Origin of the sequence: Aurantimicrobium sp. INA4 (genome assembly GCF_027924525.1) — a bacterium.
Classification (GTDB): Bacteria; Actinomycetota; Actinomycetes; order Actinomycetales; family Microbacteriaceae; genus Aurantimicrobium.
Genome location: NZ_AP027040.1, coordinates 1,256,647 through 1,273,672 on the forward strand (window position 1 = coordinate 1,256,647; position 17,026 = coordinate 1,273,672).

Sequence of the window (17,026 nt, forward strand, 5' to 3'; positions counted from 1 at the left end):
AACTATGAAGTACTGCCCTGTGTTATGAGTTCGTGAACAACAAGTGATACCTGATCAGCAATTTCTAGCGCAGGAAATGGACCCTGCTGTGCAGCACGAAGTCCTGCTTGACTATGAAGATAAACACCCGTAGCTGCATACTCAGCTAGCTCCGTGAGATGCGGAACTCGATTGTGACTATGCGTAGCAATAATGGCGGCAATAATTCCAGCTAGAACGTCACCTGTTCCTGCTGTGGCTAACCACGTTGTTGGTGCTGTCACCCGAGTGATAAACCTGCCACCGGATTCGTGCTCAGGTGCAGCAATGATCGTTTCGAAGCCTTTGAGCACGACCACGACACCGAGTTCATCAGCTGCCCGTGGAGCCCAGTCCTCGTTGGGGTCTTCGCCTTGAGGAATGAGACGTTCCAGTTCGCCCTCATGGGGAGTAATGACCGCTGGCGCAGATACTTTGTCCAATAAAGCCAATCCACCAGCATCCACGACCACGGGTTGCAACCCTAAACATGCACGAGAAAGATCTGGCAATTCTGGATTGAAATATGGGTCTGCCTCCATGCCAGAGCCAACGAGCCAGGCATCGACGGCCCCAGAAACAGTCACTGTTTCAGGCCGTCTGGCCAACACCAAGGATGCAGGTTCCTTTTCGCCGAGGAATCTCACCATGCCGATGCCTGTGCGGTGGGCTGCCTCTACTCCCAGAACAGCAGCTCCCGGATAGGTGGCTGAACCTGTGACAACTCCAAGAACCCCATGAGAGTACTTGTTGTCTTGGGGAGTGGGAATACGAATGTGAGCAGCTGCCTCAGCTGCTCCCCATTCGCCGATGTGTTCCATGTTCCCAGTCTTGTTCATTTGGGAAAGAACTACCACCGGCGAGTGGCATCGTTGACTTCACCCACAAGCTCTTCAATGATGTCTTCCAGGAAGAGCACACCGGTCGTTTCACCAGTCGCATCAACGACGCGGGCAAGGTGAATACCTGTGCGCTGCAGTTGAGCAAGGACATCTTCGAGGTCAGTGGATTCACTGACAGAAGCGAGTTGCCTAATTCGCTTTGTTTTGATTGGACCTGTGTGAGTTCCTGCTTCAGAAATGTCATCATCATAGGTGAGTACGTCTTTGAGGTGGATATACCCAATAGGTTCCTGTTGGGCATCACTGATGACGTAGCGAGAGAAGCCATACTTTGCTACAGCCTGTTCCAGCTCGCTGACGGTGGAGCTTTCACTCAATGTGACCAAGTTATCTATTGAAACTTTGATGTCGCCTGCTTTTTTCGTAGTGAAATCAAAAGCAGCAGAAAGAGTTCCCGAGCTGTCCTCGATGGTTCCCTCTCGGGTGGAGTGGGAGACAATCGTGGCTACCTCATTGAGAGTAAACACACTGTTTGCTTCTTGACGCGGCTGTACCCGACACAGCTTCAGCACACCATTAGCTATTTCATTCATGACCCAGATCACTGGCTTCACAACGCGTGCAACAAAGACCAACGGGGGAGCCAAGATCAAAATGGCTTTATCTGGAACGGAGAACGAGGCGTTCTTGGGAACCATTTCTCCAAATATCACGTGCAAGAACGTGACCAGCACCAAAGCAAAGATGAAGCTAATCGCAGAAATCCAACCTGGTGCCAAGCCAGTTCCATACAGTGCCATCTCCATCAGGTGGTGAATGGCCGGTTCTGACACGTTCAAAATAAGCAGAGAGGCAACCGTAATTCCCAACTGGCTTGTAGCCAGCATTAAGCTGACGTGCTCCATGGCATAAAGAGCTGTCTTAGCTGAAGCTTTGCCCTTGTTGGCTAGAGGTTCGATTTGCGAGCGCCTCGCAGAGATCACAGCAAACTCTGCTGCCACGAAGAAAGCGTTGAGGGCGAGCAGAACCACAAGCCAAATCAGTCCAGCCCAATCACTCATCGCTCTCACCACCCTCGTTGGGAGGTGCCGGGGTGAAACGAAGACGATCAATACGACGCCCGTCCATGCGAACAACCTTGAATTCTCCACCAGGAACGTGGACAGTGTCTCCTTGTTCGGGGATACGACCTAATTCACTCATTACGAAACCGGCTACGGTTTCATAGTTCTCGTTTTCTGGAACGGTAATCCCAGCGCGCTCTTCGAGTTCATCTGGTCTGAGGGACCCTGGGAAGGTGAGGTATTCGGCGGTGGAGACTACTCCTGCGCGAGAACGGTCGTGTTCATCGGCGACTTCACCGACTAGTTCTTCTACGAGGTCTTCGAGTGTGGCAATTCCTGCCGTGCCACCGTATTCGTCGACAACCATGGCCATTTGTAGGCCCTTGCCACGTAATTCGGCCAAGAGTGCATCAAGAGACATCGTGTCTGGAACACGTAATGGCTCACTCATGAGTGCGGAGACGGGAACCTCGCTGCGTCGTTCTCGGGGCACTGAGATAGCGTTCTTGACATGCACGACACCGACAACATCGTCGAGGCTGTCTTCGGCCACTGGGAAACGGGAGAATCCCGTTTTCCGGGCCAACTCAAGAACTGCTCGAGCTGAATCTCCTGGTTCTAAAGATTCAATTCGCAAGCGCGGGGTCATGACGTCACTGGCGGAGAGCTCGCTGAATGCAAGAGTCTTGCCCAGCAGGGTTGCCGTATCAGCTTCCAGAGCACCCTCACTAGCTGACCGTCGCAGGAGTGAGGAGAGTTCCTCAGCAGAACGAGCCCCGGAGAGCTCCTCTTTGGGTTCTAAACCGAATCCTCGCAATACCGAATTGGATAGTCCGTTGAGGAAAGCAATAACAGGTTTGAATAGAAACGTGAACGCGGTTTGAAAAGGGATAACTACTTTGGCAGTTGCTTGAGGAATTGCCAAAGCAAAGTTCTTAGGGACGAGTTCACCAATAATCATGGAGAGCACTGTGGCAATAACCACAGCACTCACACCTGCAACGGTTCTAATGACAGCCTCATTCCAGCCGAGTGCTGAAAGTGGCTGAAACAGCAATGCAGAGAGCGCTGGTTCCATCAAGAAACCCGTGAGCAGGGTTGTGAGGGTAATTCCCAATTGCGCGCTTGAGAGGTGCGTTGACGTGATCGTCAACGCCTTGATGGTCATGCTGAGACCTTTGACGCCTCGCTCCCTCTGTGCCTCAAGTTCAGGGCGATCGAGATTGACCAGGGCAAACTCTGCTGCGACAAAGAAACCGGTTCCTACGGTCAGCAAAAGACCAAAACCGAATGCAATCCATTCGCTAGCCACCAAGACCACCACGCTCTCGGCGTGAGTGAGACAGAATAATGTCGTGGTTTCGGGCTCGCGGGGGGTCATCCATTGCACTTGTAGTTTAGCGAAGTTGCTGAGTAAAGCCTCTCAACGATGCTATGACAGGCTGACAAACCTCAACGGAACTTCAATAGACACATCTGTACCACCCTCTGGTGCTGGGCCCCATTCGATACTGCCACTGAGCTCGCCTTGGATGAGTGTTTTCACAATCTGTGTACCCAGGCCATCACCGATTTCACCTTCTGGTAGGCCCGTTCCGTTATCAACGATGTGAACGCTGAGAGCTTCATCAGTGCGGTTGGCTTCAATGATGACTGTTCCCTCACGGCCTGCAAGGCCGTGCTCAACTGCATTGGTCACGAGCTCTGTAAGAGCAAGTGCCAGCGGTGTGGCATATTCGCTCGGGAGAACACCGAAGCTTCCAGAAAGTCTGGGGTGAACGGTGGTGCCGTGAATGGCGGCAACTTCAGCGCTGAGCATCAGTACTCGGTTGAAGACATCATCGAAGTCCACATTTTGACTCAGGCCCTCAGACAAGGTGTCGTGGACCACTGCGATGGAGGCAACGCGTCGCATTGCCTGGGTAAGTGCTTCACGTGCTTCGTCAGACTGTGTTCTGCGAGCTTGGATACGCAACAGTGATGCCACCGTTTGTAGGTTGTTCTTTACTCGGTGGTGAATCTCGCGGATTGTTGCATCCTTAGTGATGAGTTCCATCTCTTGGTTTCGAAGCTCAGTGACATCACGGCAGAGCACAATCGCTCCGGTTCGCTCACCGAGGTGGCGAATAGGGATTGTGCGAAGAGAGATGGTTACTCCCCTGGCTTCAATATCTGCCCGCCACGGTGCACGACCGGTGACAACGACGGGTAATGACTCATCGACGTTGATTTTTCCGGTCAAAACACGAGTAGTGACCTCTGCGAGGGTTTCACCCTCGAGCTCATCATTAAAGCCGATGCGGTTGAAAGCAGAAAGTGCGTTGGGGCTGGCGAAGGTGACCACACCGTCGACATCCAGACGGATCAAACCATCTGTGGCACGCGGTGCACCACGCCTCGGTGAGGGTGCTGCATCTAAGTCAGGAAAATCACCTGTGGCGATCATGTCGAAGAGATCATTAGCGCAGGAATTGAAAGTCAATTCCTGACGACTAGGAGAGCGACTCTCGGACAGGTTTGTGTGCAGGGAGATGACGGCAATAGGGCTTGTTGGTGCCGGGTCGCTTGATCCCTGGCGGACACGGCGCACGACCGGAACGGCACGAACTCGTGTGGGGGTTTCTTCGTACCACGCAGGTGAAGAAGATTCGATAATGGCAGAAGTTTCATAGGCTTCACTGACCTGAGCACGCCACTCCGCTTTGATTTTCTGCCCTACAAAGTCGCGATAAAACAAGGTTGCTGAGCTAGATGGGCGGGCATGTGACACGGCAACAAAAGAGCCATCTGTTGTGGGAGCCCACAACACAATGTCGGCAAAGGCGAGGTCAGCGATGAGCTGCCAGTCACCAATAAGCATGTGAAGCCATTCAATATCGGCGGCTGAGCCAATTCCTTGAGCTTCCATGATGTTGCTGAGAGTCGACATACCTCTAGCCTAGAGTCATGCGTAAGAAGTGGTTGTGGCGGACACTAGCTGTTCTCGCCGGGATTGTGGTGGTGACTGTTGTGGCATTTACGGTAAGCCCTTGGCCCAGTGCTTTGATTATTCGCCAGGTGTTCCAAGATGGCGCGAAAAAAGTAGCGGCCATCATGGAGCCCTATGCGCCCACCAGCGGTGTTGATTCTGTCTTGGACGTCCAATATGCCGAAGGCTCAACTGAGCCCTACGTCACACCATCTAGCTTTACGCAACTAGACGTGTTTTATCCCACTGGAACGACTGAGCCCTTAGGAACAGTTATTTGGACTCATGGTGGCGCATGGATTTCAGGTAACAAGTCCAATGACCGCAGTTACTTTGAAATATTGGCTTCAAAGGGTTACACCGTTGTCGGTCTCAACTACACCTATGGGCCTGAGGCGCAGTATCCCACTGCAGTTTTTGAACTCAACCAAGCACACAAGTTTTTGCTGGAGAACTCAGACAAATTCCACATCAACCCTGATGCAATCGTGCTCGCAGGTGACTCTGCCGGAGCCCAGCTCACCAGCCAACTGGCCACCATCATTACCAAGCCTTCCTATGCCGCTGGCATGAAAATCACTCCTGCTCTCTCACCCGAGCAACTCCAAGGTGTTGTTCTCAACTGTGGCGTATATGAAGTGACGTCACTTCTGGGACAAAAGGGAATCTTGGGCTGGGGCGATGACGCATCGCTGTGGGCCTACACAGGAGACCGAGATCTGGTTAACTCCGCAGCTGTTGCTGAAATGTCCACCATTCATCACGTGGATGGAAACTTCCCGGAAACCTATATCTCTGGCGGTAATGCTGATCCACTCACGGCGGAGAACTCTAAGCCTTTCGCTGCAAAGCTGCAGTCACTGGGCGTAAACGTCACGGAACTGTTTTGGCCGGATGACTACACACCGCCACTTCCGCATGAATATCAATTCAGGCTGAATCTTGATGCTGCTCAAACGGCATTGACGCAAACGCTTGCTTTCTTGGACGAGAGAATCGGTTCTTCTTCTGCCCAGTAACAGGCGCGCTGTGTGAAAGCACGCCTGCAATCTCAACAAACCTCTTGCGTAGCTTGCTCGTGTGAGCCGACATACTCAACGGTTTTCCGCTTGCATAGCTGGCGTTGAGAGCTTTCTCATCCAGAGGCAGCTCGTACACCTCGTGCAAACCAGCAAAACGGCTCAGTGTTTCTGCCGCATGGGAACTACCTCTGGGATCTAATCCAGGTCTGACCTTATTGACCACAATCAAACGCAGTGACTGCGGAAACAAGTCAACGAGGACATCGTGGGCACGGATAAACCTGGCAATACCCAGTGCATCAGCACTTGCAACCTCCACAATGCAATCAGCATGCTTCAACACCGTGAGTGTTGCCGCGTTACGCCTGGGCGCGAAGAGATCACTTGTGATCTCTTCATCTGTTTCCAGATTGAAACCCACATCAACAACCACCGCATCAAAGGCTTCAGCAGCGCAGCTCAGAACAAGCTTCACCCGCTCTGCTGTGAGCTCAGGCCACCTGTCTGTTCTGGTTATCCCGGAGAGAACACGTAAGTTTCCTACTGAGGTTGACACGTGGTGAGTGAGGTTTTCTATGTCCTGTGCTGTGAGAGTCCCTGACTCTGCCAAACGGCATGCTGCAGCTAAACCTGCCGCTTCATCGATGATGCCAAGTGTGGGAGCAATGGCTCCGCCATAGCTATCAGCATCAATGAGAAGCACTGACTGACCCAATTCAGCTAGCTCAGCTGCCAGATTGATGGCAACGGTGGTTCGACCTGGTGCTCCTGTTGGCCCCCACACAGCAATGAGCAGGCTCATGAGCTCTTCCCGCGGGTTGGGACGAGGGAAAGAGCATCACCATTGGCTTGAGACTCTAGGAGAGCAGCGACCTTGTTTTGTGGGACCACGAGTTCGACCCGCACTCCCCCGTTAGATGCTGCCAAACCGGTTGCCTCGGTGATGTGTGCAATCTGAGCACCAGAGATGATGACGGATGGTGGGCCGAAGACGCCCTGGCCCGCCGCCATCGATGCCCAGACATCCACAGAAGTGCCGACCACAGCTTCTGACGCAAGTGGAACGTCAAGCTGGACCACCACATTCGTGGTCGCGACCTGCTTGGCTGTTCCCACTGCGCTGACCGGAACAAGCTCCCCAGCACCAACGGCTTTGGTCACCACTGATCCAGGTGTGAAGGCGTTTGCGGTGAGGTAGGAGGTTCCAGAGCTACCAAGCTTTACATCTGTGAGAACGAGGTCGTTCTTGTCGAGGACGTGGCCTGGTGTGAGCGTTTTTGAGGCAACATAAACCGCGGTGGTGCTCTCTGTTGCCGTGACGAGAGCAAAGCCCCCCAGTGCTGCGCCCACAACGAGCGCTAATCCGATAAAGAGTCGCATGTCGAGGCGACGTGTCTTTGTGTGAGTCATGAGAAGAATCTTCTCGAAAGCTTGTGAGGACTGAAGAAAGTTATCCACAGATTTTTCCCTGCCAGGTTTTTGAGTCTCGTATTTTCCTAGTCTGGGAACATGAATGATTTTGGCTCTACTGACGTGAATACTGACCGTTTTCTTACCGCGACCGAAGCAGCAGAACTCTTGAAAGTTTCTGTTGCCGATGTGCATGAACTCATCAACTCTGGTGAGCTCCAGGCATTCCAAGTGGGGAGCCGCGGTCCCTGGCGGATAGAACACGACATTCTTGAGCTGTTTATTGCTGAGCAATACGAGATTTCACGTCGCAGCGCCATGTGGAACAACTCATCTTTGGCCTCAGCTAACAACATCACTGATTTCTAAAGCTTCCCCATCAAGAAGGGCTTCCCGAATTTGTCGGGAAGCCCTTCTTGCTTTTTCCTGAAATTCACGGAGCTCATTCGATACGGACGTAGAGAACCTCATTCAAGGCGCAGATGATCATGCCCTGTGATGTGCGCAGATCAAGGTGGTCATGCCCCACATGATCGATTATTCCTCTGAATGTTTCTGCAGCTGTGTAGACATAAACAGGCTTGCGTCTGCGGCCAATATCTCGAAGCACGAATGCCAGGTTGACCTTCTGAGCCAGCCGGGGGCGTGAGGAAAGAGCTTCCAAGGCGCTATCTGTGACCTCGCCAACCTGATTACCTAGGCTAAGTCGTTCAAGTTCGTTGGGAATTCGAAGTGATCTCACTGCCTGCAAGGCAACGATGAGTGCGCCGTGGAGCTCCTGTGGGCCTTCAACCTCGAGCGCGGTCCAGTCTTTGCCCACGTTCTTGATTGAGCCAGATATTTCGCGACCATCCTTCAGATTCAGTGAAATAGTGATCTTCTCTTGAGCGCCTTGGAGTGCGATCAGGCGGTCTCGAAGCGTCAGCTTAGAACGTCTCTCGCGCTCCTCATCTTCGAGGCGGTTGAGCACTTCTGCATCCAGTTCTCGCTCGAGCTGACTTTCTAAATCATGAAAGAGGTTATCTAAGGTCATAGTGAGCGAAGGTAGGAACCGAAGCTGAGAATCTGCTGGAGTTATCCACATCTTTCCTGAGAATTAGACTTTTGGTCTATTTGCTATGTCACAGTGTTTTCATGACAACAGCACAAGCTCTCAACACACGCAGTTCCCTCTTCGACCAGGATGACTACTTTGGGTACCAGCCGACCGCTACGTCTGCACTGCCCGACCCGCAACCGATGGTGGAGAACCTTGCTCGCTCCGTCATGGAAATTCTCGCTGGGTGCCGAGAGCTTGACCAGATAGCTCGCTGGGTGAGCGATGAGGTGTATCGCACCCTCCTCAAACGCGTCCATATTTCCCGCCGAGCGCGGGCCGTCAAGAAAATGCCCGCAGTGCGCCCTACCTTTGGCTTAGGTCGCACCATCATAACCAACCCCACCGATGGTGTTGTGGAATCGGTTGTGATTGTTCACGGCAAAGCCCGCACACGTTCAATAGCGATCAGGCTCGAAGGTATTGATGGAAGGTGGCGTGCGACCGCAATCCACGTTCTCTAAACCAGAACGGGTTTTTCTTTGTTGTATCGAACAAAGAGCATGCCAACCCGAAATGCTGATTCGCTCACGATCAACAACAGGCCAGCCGTGATCAAGAGGCTCACCGCATAGTTGGAAAAGGTGCTGTTCTCCGACACCGTTTTTACGACAACAAGGAAAACTAAGGCCAGGTACTCGGCTCCGCTGTTTCGCACGACCACAGCTTTTTTCTCTGGGAGTGGGCGAACCCACATAATTCGTGTTCGATAGCGAGCAAAGATGTAGCCACAAACAACACCGATTCCTCCAGCAGCCCAGTGAAGCGGGTCTTTGGTGAGGTCATCCCAGAGCACGATTCCAATAAAGAGCACTTCAAAAACAGGGTCAAAAATGGCCAGCCAGAGAAGACTGACATATTCACGTTTGGGAAGGTGGAGAACCTTCTTGCCATAATTGCGAGCTTTGAGATCGAAAATGATCATCACGACTATCAGTGGTGACAACCACAGAAGCAACAGCCAATCATTCTCCATGGCAGAAGCTTAGCCCTGGAGTTAGTAGCTCAAGAAAAAGAAAAAGGAGTTACTTTTTCTTCTTCTTGCGGCGCTCAGCCCGGTTACCCGCAGGCGCTCCACCAGTCTGCTGACCAAAGGCACCACGTGTTCCCACGGTGGGTCCGGTGGGGCGGTTGTTCTCGGGAACAATCTGACGTCCATTATCGGCTGCCTGTTGGGCACGAGCGGTCTCAGCCTGCTCAACACGTCCACGCTCGTCACGAACCTCCACCTGGCCGTCTTCTGACGGTGCGGTGTAGCTCAATTGCGCGTTGGCGTCTTCAGACTGGCCAAGACCCTTAGCGGCAATGCTGGGGTGCTCCGGATTGCCCTCAGCGACGTTGACCTGAACTTCGAGATTGAACAAGAAGCCAACAGATTCAGCCTTGATGGACGCCATCATGCCCTGGTAAAGGGCAAAGCCTTCACGCTGGTACTCGACCAATGGGTCACGTTGAGCCATGGCGCGAAGACCAATACCGTCCTTGAGGTAGTCCATCTCGTAGAGGTGGTCACGCCAGCGGCGGTCCACGACAGATAGAACGACACGGCGCTCTAATTCACGCATCGCGGTTGAGCCGAGAGATTCTTCACGGCGCTTGTATGCAAGGAGAGCATCTGACTGGATTTCGCGACGCATGAACTCCTTGTTCACACGACCCTTGTTTCCAGCTTCCTGGATTACTTCATCAATCGTGATGGAAACAGGGTAAATGGTCTTCAGCTCAGCCCAGAGAGCGTCGAAGTCCCAGTCGTCACCGTTGCCTTCGCTGGTGTGGGCAGCAAGAACTTCATCGACGACATCCTCGAGGAACTTGTGAACACGTTCTTGCAGATCGTCACCTTCGAGGATGTGAGCTCGGTCGGCATAAATAGCTTCACGCTGACGGTTAAGAACGTCATCGTATTTGAGAACGTTCTTCCGCATTTCAGCATTACGCGCTTCAACCTGAGACTGAGCAGAGCGAATAGCACGGCTCACAATCGAGGACTCGATAGCAGTGTCATCGGGGATGTTGCTTCGGGTCATGATGGCTTCTGCAGCACCCGAGTTGAACATCCGCATAAGGTCATCGGTTAGGGAGAGGTAGAAGCGGCTTTCACCGGGGTCACCCTGACGGCCAGAACGTCCACGAAGCTGGTTGTCGATACGACGAGATTCGTGGCGTTCGGTTCCAAGAACGTAGAGGCCACCAACGGCAACAACCTTGTCAGCTTCTTCCTGAACACGGGCCTTGACCTTGGAGAAGGCTGCTTCCCAGGCGGCTTCGTATTCTTCTGGGGTTTCTAGGGGGTTCAGTCCCTGAGATGCCAGTTCAGAAACAGTGAGATGCTCAGCGTTACCACCGAGCATGATGTCGGTACCACGACCAGCCATGTTGGTGGCCACGGTGACAGCACCCAAACGACCAGCTTGAGCAACGATAGCTGCTTCACGAGCGTGGTTCTTGGCGTTGAGGACCTCGTGACGAATGCCCTTCTTGGCTAGAAGCTTAGAGAGGTATTCGCTCTTCTCAACTGAGGTGGTTCCCACGAGGACAGGCTGGCCCTTGGCGTGGCGTTCAGCAATGTCGTTAGCAACCTGCTCGAACTTGATGACTTCGTTCTTGTAAACGAGGTCAGGCTGGTCAATGCGCTGCATGGGCTTGTTGGTGGGGATAGGAACCACACCAATCTTGTAGGTGCTCATGAATTCGCCGGCTTCAGTTTCAGCCGTACCGGTCATACCTGAGATCTTCTCGTACATACGGAAGTAGTTCTGCAAGGTCACTGTAGCCAAGGTCTGGTTTTCTGCCTTGACCTCGACGCCTTCCTTGGCTTCGATGGCCTGGTGGATACCTTCGTTGTAACGGCGACCAGCAAGGATACGACCAGTGTGTTCATCTACGATGAGAACCTCACCGTTCATGACGACATAGTCTTTGTCCCGCTTGAACAGGGCAACCGCCTTGATGGAGTTGTTCAAGAACGAAATCAGCGGGGTGTTTGCAGACTCGTAGAGGTTGTCAATACCGAGGTAGTCCTCAACCTTTTCAATACCTGGCTCAAGAACACCAACGGTGCGCTTCTTTTCGTCAACTTCGTAGTCAACACCGGGCTCGAGTGTGGTGGCAATCTTGGCAAACTCGGTGAACCAGCGGTTGGCTTCACCAGAGGCAGGTCCAGAAATAATCAGTGGGGTACGAGCCTCATCAATGAGGATGGAGTCCACCTCATCGACGATGGCAAAGAAATGTCCGCGCTGAACCTTGTCAGCAGCACTCCAGGCCATGTTGTCGCGCAGGTAATCAAAACCAAACTCGTTGTTGGTGCCATAGGTAATGTCGCACAGGTACTGTTCACGACGAACAGCAGGCTGCTGACCAGCGGTAATCACACCGGTGGTCATGCCCAGGGCGCGGAATACGCGACCCATGAGTTCAGACTGGTAGCTGGCTAAGTAGTCGTTCACGGTAACAACGTGAACACCGCGACCCGCAATCGCGTTGAGGTAGGCAGGAAGGGTGGCAACCAGTGTCTTACCTTCACCGGTCTTCATTTCAGCAATATTGCCCATGTGCAGTGCAGCACCACCCATGAGCTGAACGTCGAAGTGGCGCAGACCGATGGTGCGTCGCGCTGCTTCACGAACAGCAGCAAAGGCTTCAGGGAGCATGTGGTCGAGAGATTCACCCTCGATGTAACGCTTGCGGAAATCTGTGGTTTCGGCACGAAGCTCTTCATCGGTGAGGTTGATGAATCCCTCTTCGAGTTCGTTGACGGCCTTCGCAAGGTTTTCTAGTTTGCGTAGGGTTCGGCCTTCACCAACGCGAAGGACCTTGTCAAGAATGTTTGCCACTGAAACTCTCCAAATACTGGTGCACACTGCATATAAAAGACATGCGCATAAGGGCGGTCACACGTGAAGTGCAGACCGCCCTCAATGCTACCGGGAATGAGCTTGCCCCGCCTGTACAGATGCTGGAGGCGGGGCAAGAATCAGCTGTTAAGCAGCTGCAGAAGGTTTAGTTGCCTGCACTTCTTTGGCTATTCGCTCAATATCTTCTGGGGTTGCGGGGACGAGATCGACCTGGGCAAAGGCGTCAGCACTCGCTTCATGAATCGACAGTGGCTTCTGGTGGCCGTTGTGGTGGACCTTCTTCTTATCCCTGGCACGGCGCAGCTGTTCCATCATGCGGCCCATGGCCAGATCAAAGGCGGCATATTTGTCTTCGCCGTCGGACTCGGCACGGACGACTGGTCCGGCTTCTACGAGGGTGAGTTCCACATGATCACCACCTACCAGGCCTTTACCGCCGTGATGTTTACTGACGGTCACATCGAGTTCGAGGGGGCGATCTGCCAGCTTCTCAATCTTGTCGACCTTCTCGGTGACGTAGTTACGGAATCGGTCGGTGATTTCGGTGTGGCGGGCGATGAAGTTCAGTTCCATGATGACCTCCCGTAGTTGGCGTTTACGCCCAACTTTTGGGCGAGTCCTTTCACGCCAATCGATGTTGTTGAAAATGTAGTCCTGTTTGCATAAAAATGTCACGCAATTTTTCTGCGAGTGTCCTGAAAGTTTTTTGGCGTGTAAGCCAGCACAGCTGCACCAATGACGTTGGCGCCCTCGGCACGCAGTGCCCGGGCACATTCCAGCAGGGTTGCCCCTGTGGTCAGAACGTCATCCAGGATGATGACGGAGCGTCCGTTAAGGTTCTTTACTGCCCGAAATGAGCCGCGCATATTCTCGAAGCGCTCTATCCTGCCCAACACGGATTGATCGACGCGTCGTCGAGTGTTCACCAGCAAACGCTGAGCTCTCACACCAGCTGCTTGCGTCAAGACCGTGATGGGGACATACCCACGTTGCCTGAAGTTTGCCCTGCTGCTGGGCGGAACCACCCAGGTGATGTGCGCAGCAGTGCTTGAGCTTTCAGCTCTGCCATCTGCATACGCAGCCTGCAGTGCTGACACGTAAGGCCTGGCTAAGTGTTTAGCCACAGAGGTTCTGCCTTGCTCTTTGAATTCATGCAGCACAGAACTGGACACTTCCGTGAGCTCCAAGGAATACCACAGCGGAAGCCGGGTCTCCGAAACTGGGTCGAACAGTTCACGGTATTGAAGCTCTGGAACTAGCACAGCTTGGCACGCAGGACAGAGGTTGTAATCGAGTTCACCGCATCCCGCGCAACTTACCGGCAGAACTAACGAGAGTGCCTCTCTGCACGCGTTAGCTACCCATTCACGGATTGTTCCACTGCTCATACCTTGGAGTATGAGCTTCTAGCGATACACCACTGTGTCCCGGACACTGGCCGGTGGATAAGTTGAGGCTACTGCTGAACAGCGAGGGTAGTGACACCACTCACAGCGGTTTGCCACTGCGTTCCACCACGCAGTGAGAGCAGTATTCCGCTCGAGGTGAGAACGCGTAGACCAGAAATTGTGTTGGCTCCTGCCATGGATTGTGGAGTCCCTTCAGTGATGGAGCTGAGCTCTTTACTCTGTCCACCAATTTCTTGGGCCCGAACCAGTCCCAGCCCGGCAGAGTTGATGGTGACAGTCGCAATGGTGGTGGCATCCACCCAAGCCACGCTGACAGGAGTCCCATCTGAGAGGGTTTGTGTAAAGAGTGGACCTAAGGCCACAGGTATTGATCTTTCACCCCTGACTAGGGCGCTAGCAACTAGTTGATAACTGCCATTGGTCTCCAGTAGGGCAACAACCTGAGTTCCGTCATGGGAAAGCGCTAAAGACAGAATTCGGTCTGCAGATGCCCAGGAAGTGTCGACCTGTTGAATCTTTCCATCAGTACTGATGGCTTGCAGTTTGCTGGGTTGATCGGCAGGAACAGACCAGACGTAACCAAAGTTATCAACGGTGGGGGCAATCAAGCCGGAGCGTGAATCCACGAGTTGAGCAGTTCCGTTGCGAACGAGGGAAACACCTTGGGAAGTTAGCGTGGCCGAAATGTTTGTCATTGTGCCAATGGAAATGGCGCTGGGTTGGCTCTGAATCATGACGTTCGCGAAAGCACCATAGGTGTCAATCTTTGTGCCATCCCAATACCCGAAGGCTTTGGAAGTCAAAACCAAAGGACGTGAATCAATAGGTGGTGGCATGACATCACTGGCAGAGTCACTGATGGAGTTATTCAACACCGCTCCATCAACAAGTAGATCAACCGAGTTGATGGTGGCAACTGATTGCAGGCTTGCTAAGGTTTGCTGCTTCATCCGGCGAATCACCGCAGGATCCGCTGACAATGCAGCAGCATTCAAATCAACCTTGGCCACGCCGCGTGTGACCGGAACTGTGTCGGCAACGAGGGCCGTTCCTTCAGGAAAGGAAGTCTGCACGGCACCATTGGCCGCTAACCACTGTGAGGGCCCCGCAAGCAGAGCTTTCGTGATGCGCGTGCTGGCCGAAGCACCGGCAGGGAAGAATCGCACATCTGGCACCAGCATGGTGTTGGTGGAGTCGAAGAAGTAGAGCGGGTGTGATTGATACACCTGGTCAAAAGTGAAACGGTCAATGACCACTCCGTTGGGAGCTGCACTAATACGCCATTGACCATCAACCTGTTGGAATGTGTACTCAAAGGTGGTGGGAACAGCAGGATTGATTTCGGCGTAGTTACCTTGAGCACCAACTTGTGCTGTCAGGGCGAAGACCAGTCGACCTGTGTTTTCTCCGGTTTGTGAAACGGTGCGCAGCCCTGAGTCAACATTCACCGCGGTGGTGGCATCCCAGGCTGATGCAAACTCCGGGGTAAGGAATTGTCGAGCAATCGCATAATCACTCACTGGTGACGAGGATGCCTCAATGAATCCGCGCAGAATTTGCTCAATGCTGCCGTTCTGGATGGGACCTGCTGGAAGGAATTCGATGGCGTCGTTTTCGACAGGAACCACGGCAGAGCCCTGATTGACTCCACTCGAGCGGGGAATGCCCGAACAGGCAGCGAGTACAACAACACACAACAACGACAACAGCGCCGCTAATGAACGCTTGAGCGAGGAAGACATCATTGCTCCTCCCCGTCGTGGCGTTCATCAGGGTTCAAAGGCAGTGGCGAGACCGCAATGGGGACATCTACATCTCGAGGCAGCGTTAGGCGGAAGATTGCACCCTCGCCAGGGGCTGCCCACACATCCAGTTGACCATTGTGAATGCGGGTATCTTCGAGCGAGATAGCTAACCCGAGACCTGTTCCACCGAGTGTTCGCTGGCGGGACGGATCTGCGCGCCAGAATCGGCTGAACACATTCTCTAACTGCTCGGTGGTCATACCCACACCGTGATCGCGCACGCTAATTGCAACCGCGGTGGCATTGCTGTCCACGGCAACTTCAATAGGTTTGCTCTCACCATGCTCAATGGCATTACCAATGAGGTTCATCAGGATGCGACGAACACGACGAGGATCAATGTCGGCATCGAAGTGACCTCCGGGTGCCATCAGCGACAGGTCGCAGCCGTGCTGCTCCGCCAGGGTGGTCATGGTTCCCACCACATCTTGAACAAGACCTGCAACGTTGGTGGGTTCTGGCTCGAGGTTGACACTTCCTGCGTCGTAACGGCTAATTTCGAGCAGGTCCGAAAGCAGCTTTTCGAAGCGGTTTACCTGCGCATTGAGAAGTTCAGTACTGCGCCGAGTTTTATCGTCAAAGTTCTCTCGCTCTTGGAAGAGAACATCGCCAGCAAGTTTGATGGTGGTCAGCGGGGTGCGAAGTTCGTGAGAAACATCAGAAACGAACCGCTGTTGCATAACCGATAGGTCAGCGAGCTCTGTGAGCTGACGTTGCATGCTGCTGGCCATGTCATTGAAGGAAGTTGCCAGTGTGGCAACAACATCTTCACCCTGAACAGGAATACGCACTTCCAAATCACCGGCAGCAAGTCTCTGACTAGTCTCAGCAGCGTTTTGCAAGGGTGTAACCACCATGCGCGAGACCACCCAGGCGATAGCACCGACCATGATCAACAGACCTAGTCCAGAAAACCACAGAACCTGCTGGATGAATTGAAGGGTTTGTTCAGACTGGGCAAAGTCGTAGCCGATAAAGAGTTCATAGAGCCCAGCACCAGGAATATCGAGCTGTGAGCCAACGACAACGCCGGGAACTTTCGTTCCCGCCACAGTTAATTCGACAGACTGCCAAAACTGTTGGTCCGCGTTGGAGATCACTTTCTCCTGCAGTTCCTGACTGATCACACCACCGGTGAGTTCCGTACTGGAAAAGTTCTGCGGAGCCAGAGGGTTAGGTTCTTGGTCGGGAACTCGATAAACCGCCACCAAACCACTCGATGATGCATCACGGATGGCGGTTCTGGCCGCATTCATAACTGATTGCATCGAGGCCTGATCGGTTGCATCAGCTGAGTCAAAGATGCGTTGAGCTGCAACTTGTGCACGCTGAGACTCTGAAAGCACCTGGTCAAGTCGGGAAGCAAAAAGGTCATTACTGATGGAGAAGGACATGTACAGTCCCACCAGCACAATGGCAAGTCCCGAGAGTGCCATTGAAACCACCACGGTTCGAAGCTGCAGTGAACGTCGCCACAATCGCGCTACTCGCGAAGGCAGTCCAAAGAAGTCGAAACGTCGAACCTTCATCGCACC

The 17,026-nt window shown here is 53.3% G+C and carries 16 protein-coding genes; 3 read left to right on the forward strand and 13 right to left on the reverse strand.

What is annotated here, in order from left to right; genetic code table 11:
* Nucleotides 1-2: 2 nt before the first annotated feature.
* The 4 genes from AINA4_RS06170 to AINA4_RS06185 are packed head-to-tail and all read right to left on the reverse strand — an operon-like array spanning nucleotide 3 to nucleotide 4,853.
* Complete coding sequence (locus AINA4_RS06170; RefSeq protein ID WP_281786584.1) at nucleotides 3-839, reverse strand: ADP/ATP-dependent (S)-NAD(P)H-hydrate dehydratase; 837 nt, start codon at nucleotides 837-839, stop codon at nucleotides 3-5.
* A 29-nt stretch (nucleotides 840-868) separates the two neighbouring features.
* Complete coding sequence (locus AINA4_RS06175; protein ID WP_281786585.1) at nucleotides 869-1,921, reverse strand: hemolysin family protein; 1,053 nt, start codon at nucleotides 1,919-1,921, stop codon at nucleotides 869-871.
* A complete protein-coding gene (locus AINA4_RS06180) occupies nucleotides 1,914-3,305 on the reverse strand; it encodes a hemolysin family protein (protein WP_281786586.1) in 1,392 nt (463 codons plus the stop codon). The genes AINA4_RS06175 and AINA4_RS06180 overlap by 8 nt, the downstream gene beginning before the upstream one ends.
* A gap of 51 nt (nucleotides 3,306-3,356) precedes the next feature.
* Entirely contained in the window at nucleotides 3,357-4,853 is a 1,497-nt protein-coding gene (locus AINA4_RS06185) for a PAS domain-containing sensor histidine kinase (RefSeq protein ID WP_281786587.1), read from the reverse strand.
* A 17-nt stretch (nucleotides 4,854-4,870) separates the two neighbouring features.
* On the opposite strand from AINA4_RS06185, the gene AINA4_RS06190 reads away from it, so the two are divergent.
* Nucleotides 4,871-5,911, forward strand: a complete 1,041-nt coding sequence (locus tag AINA4_RS06190; RefSeq protein WP_281786588.1) for an alpha/beta hydrolase — start codon at nucleotides 4,871-4,873, stop codon at nucleotides 5,909-5,911.
* On the opposite strand, the gene AINA4_RS06195 is transcribed toward AINA4_RS06190, so the two are convergent.
* Nucleotides 5,823-6,716 (reverse strand): AAA family ATPase, encoded by an 894-nt coding sequence (locus AINA4_RS06195; protein ID WP_281786589.1) that lies wholly within the window; start codon nucleotides 6,714-6,716, stop codon nucleotides 5,823-5,825. The two genes, AINA4_RS06190 and AINA4_RS06195, sit on opposite strands and share 89 nt — an antisense overlap.
* Nucleotides 6,713-7,324 carry an SAF domain-containing protein gene (locus AINA4_RS06200; RefSeq protein WP_281786590.1) on the reverse strand — a complete coding sequence of 204 codons (612 nt, stop codon included), beginning with the start codon at nucleotides 7,322-7,324 and terminating at the stop codon, nucleotides 6,713-6,715. The genes AINA4_RS06195 and AINA4_RS06200 overlap by 4 nt, the downstream gene beginning before the upstream one ends.
* 99 nt (nucleotides 7,325-7,423) lie before the next feature.
* Between AINA4_RS06200 and AINA4_RS06205 the strand changes: the two genes are divergently transcribed.
* Nucleotides 7,424-7,693 carry a helix-turn-helix domain-containing protein gene (locus AINA4_RS06205; RefSeq protein ID WP_281786591.1) on the forward strand — a complete coding sequence of 90 codons (270 nt, stop codon included), beginning with the start codon at nucleotides 7,424-7,426 and terminating at the stop codon, nucleotides 7,691-7,693.
* A gap of 73 nt (nucleotides 7,694-7,766) precedes the next feature.
* Here the strand turns inward: AINA4_RS06205 and AINA4_RS06210 are convergent, their stop codons facing one another.
* Entirely contained in the window at nucleotides 7,767-8,357 is a 591-nt protein-coding gene (locus AINA4_RS06210; RefSeq protein ID WP_281786592.1) for a hypothetical protein, read from the reverse strand.
* 101 nt (nucleotides 8,358-8,458) lie between these two features.
* Here AINA4_RS06210 and AINA4_RS06215 point away from each other — a divergent pair, with 101 nt between their 5' ends.
* Complete coding sequence (locus tag AINA4_RS06215) at nucleotides 8,459-8,884, forward strand: Rv3235 family protein (protein WP_281786593.1); 426 nt, start codon at nucleotides 8,459-8,461, stop codon at nucleotides 8,882-8,884.
* Here AINA4_RS06215 and AINA4_RS06220 read toward each other — a convergent pair.
* The 6 genes from AINA4_RS06220 to mtrB form a co-directional block, all read right to left on the reverse strand.
* Entirely contained in the window at nucleotides 8,881-9,396 is a 516-nt protein-coding gene (locus tag AINA4_RS06220) for a hypothetical protein (RefSeq protein WP_096380218.1), read from the reverse strand. The genes AINA4_RS06215 and AINA4_RS06220 overlap by 4 nt on opposite strands.
* Before the next feature lie 49 nt (nucleotides 9,397-9,445).
* Nucleotides 9,446-12,256, reverse strand: coding sequence for a preprotein translocase subunit SecA (secA, locus tag AINA4_RS06225; protein ID WP_281786594.1), 2,811 nt, complete (start codon nucleotides 12,254-12,256; stop codon nucleotides 9,446-9,448).
* A 147-nt stretch (nucleotides 12,257-12,403) separates the two neighbouring features.
* Complete coding sequence (raiA, locus tag AINA4_RS06230; protein ID WP_281786595.1) at nucleotides 12,404-12,850, reverse strand: ribosome-associated translation inhibitor RaiA; 447 nt, start codon at nucleotides 12,848-12,850, stop codon at nucleotides 12,404-12,406.
* A gap of 98 nt (nucleotides 12,851-12,948) precedes the next feature.
* Complete coding sequence (locus AINA4_RS06235; RefSeq protein WP_281786596.1) at nucleotides 12,949-13,665, reverse strand: phosphoribosyltransferase family protein; 717 nt, start codon at nucleotides 13,663-13,665, stop codon at nucleotides 12,949-12,951.
* 68 nt (nucleotides 13,666-13,733) lie between these two features.
* The gene (locus AINA4_RS06240) at nucleotides 13,734-15,431 is read right to left on the reverse strand and encodes a GerMN domain-containing protein (protein ID WP_281786597.1); all 1,698 of its coding nucleotides are present in this window, start codon (nucleotides 15,429-15,431) and stop codon (nucleotides 13,734-13,736) included.
* On the reverse strand, nucleotides 15,428-17,020 hold the full coding sequence (gene mtrB / locus AINA4_RS06245) for an MtrAB system histidine kinase MtrB (protein ID WP_281786598.1): 1,593 nt from the start codon (nucleotides 17,018-17,020) through the stop codon (nucleotides 15,428-15,430). Before mtrB ends, AINA4_RS06240 begins: the two co-directional genes overlap by 4 nt.
* Nucleotides 17,021-17,026: the final 6 nt, after the last annotated feature.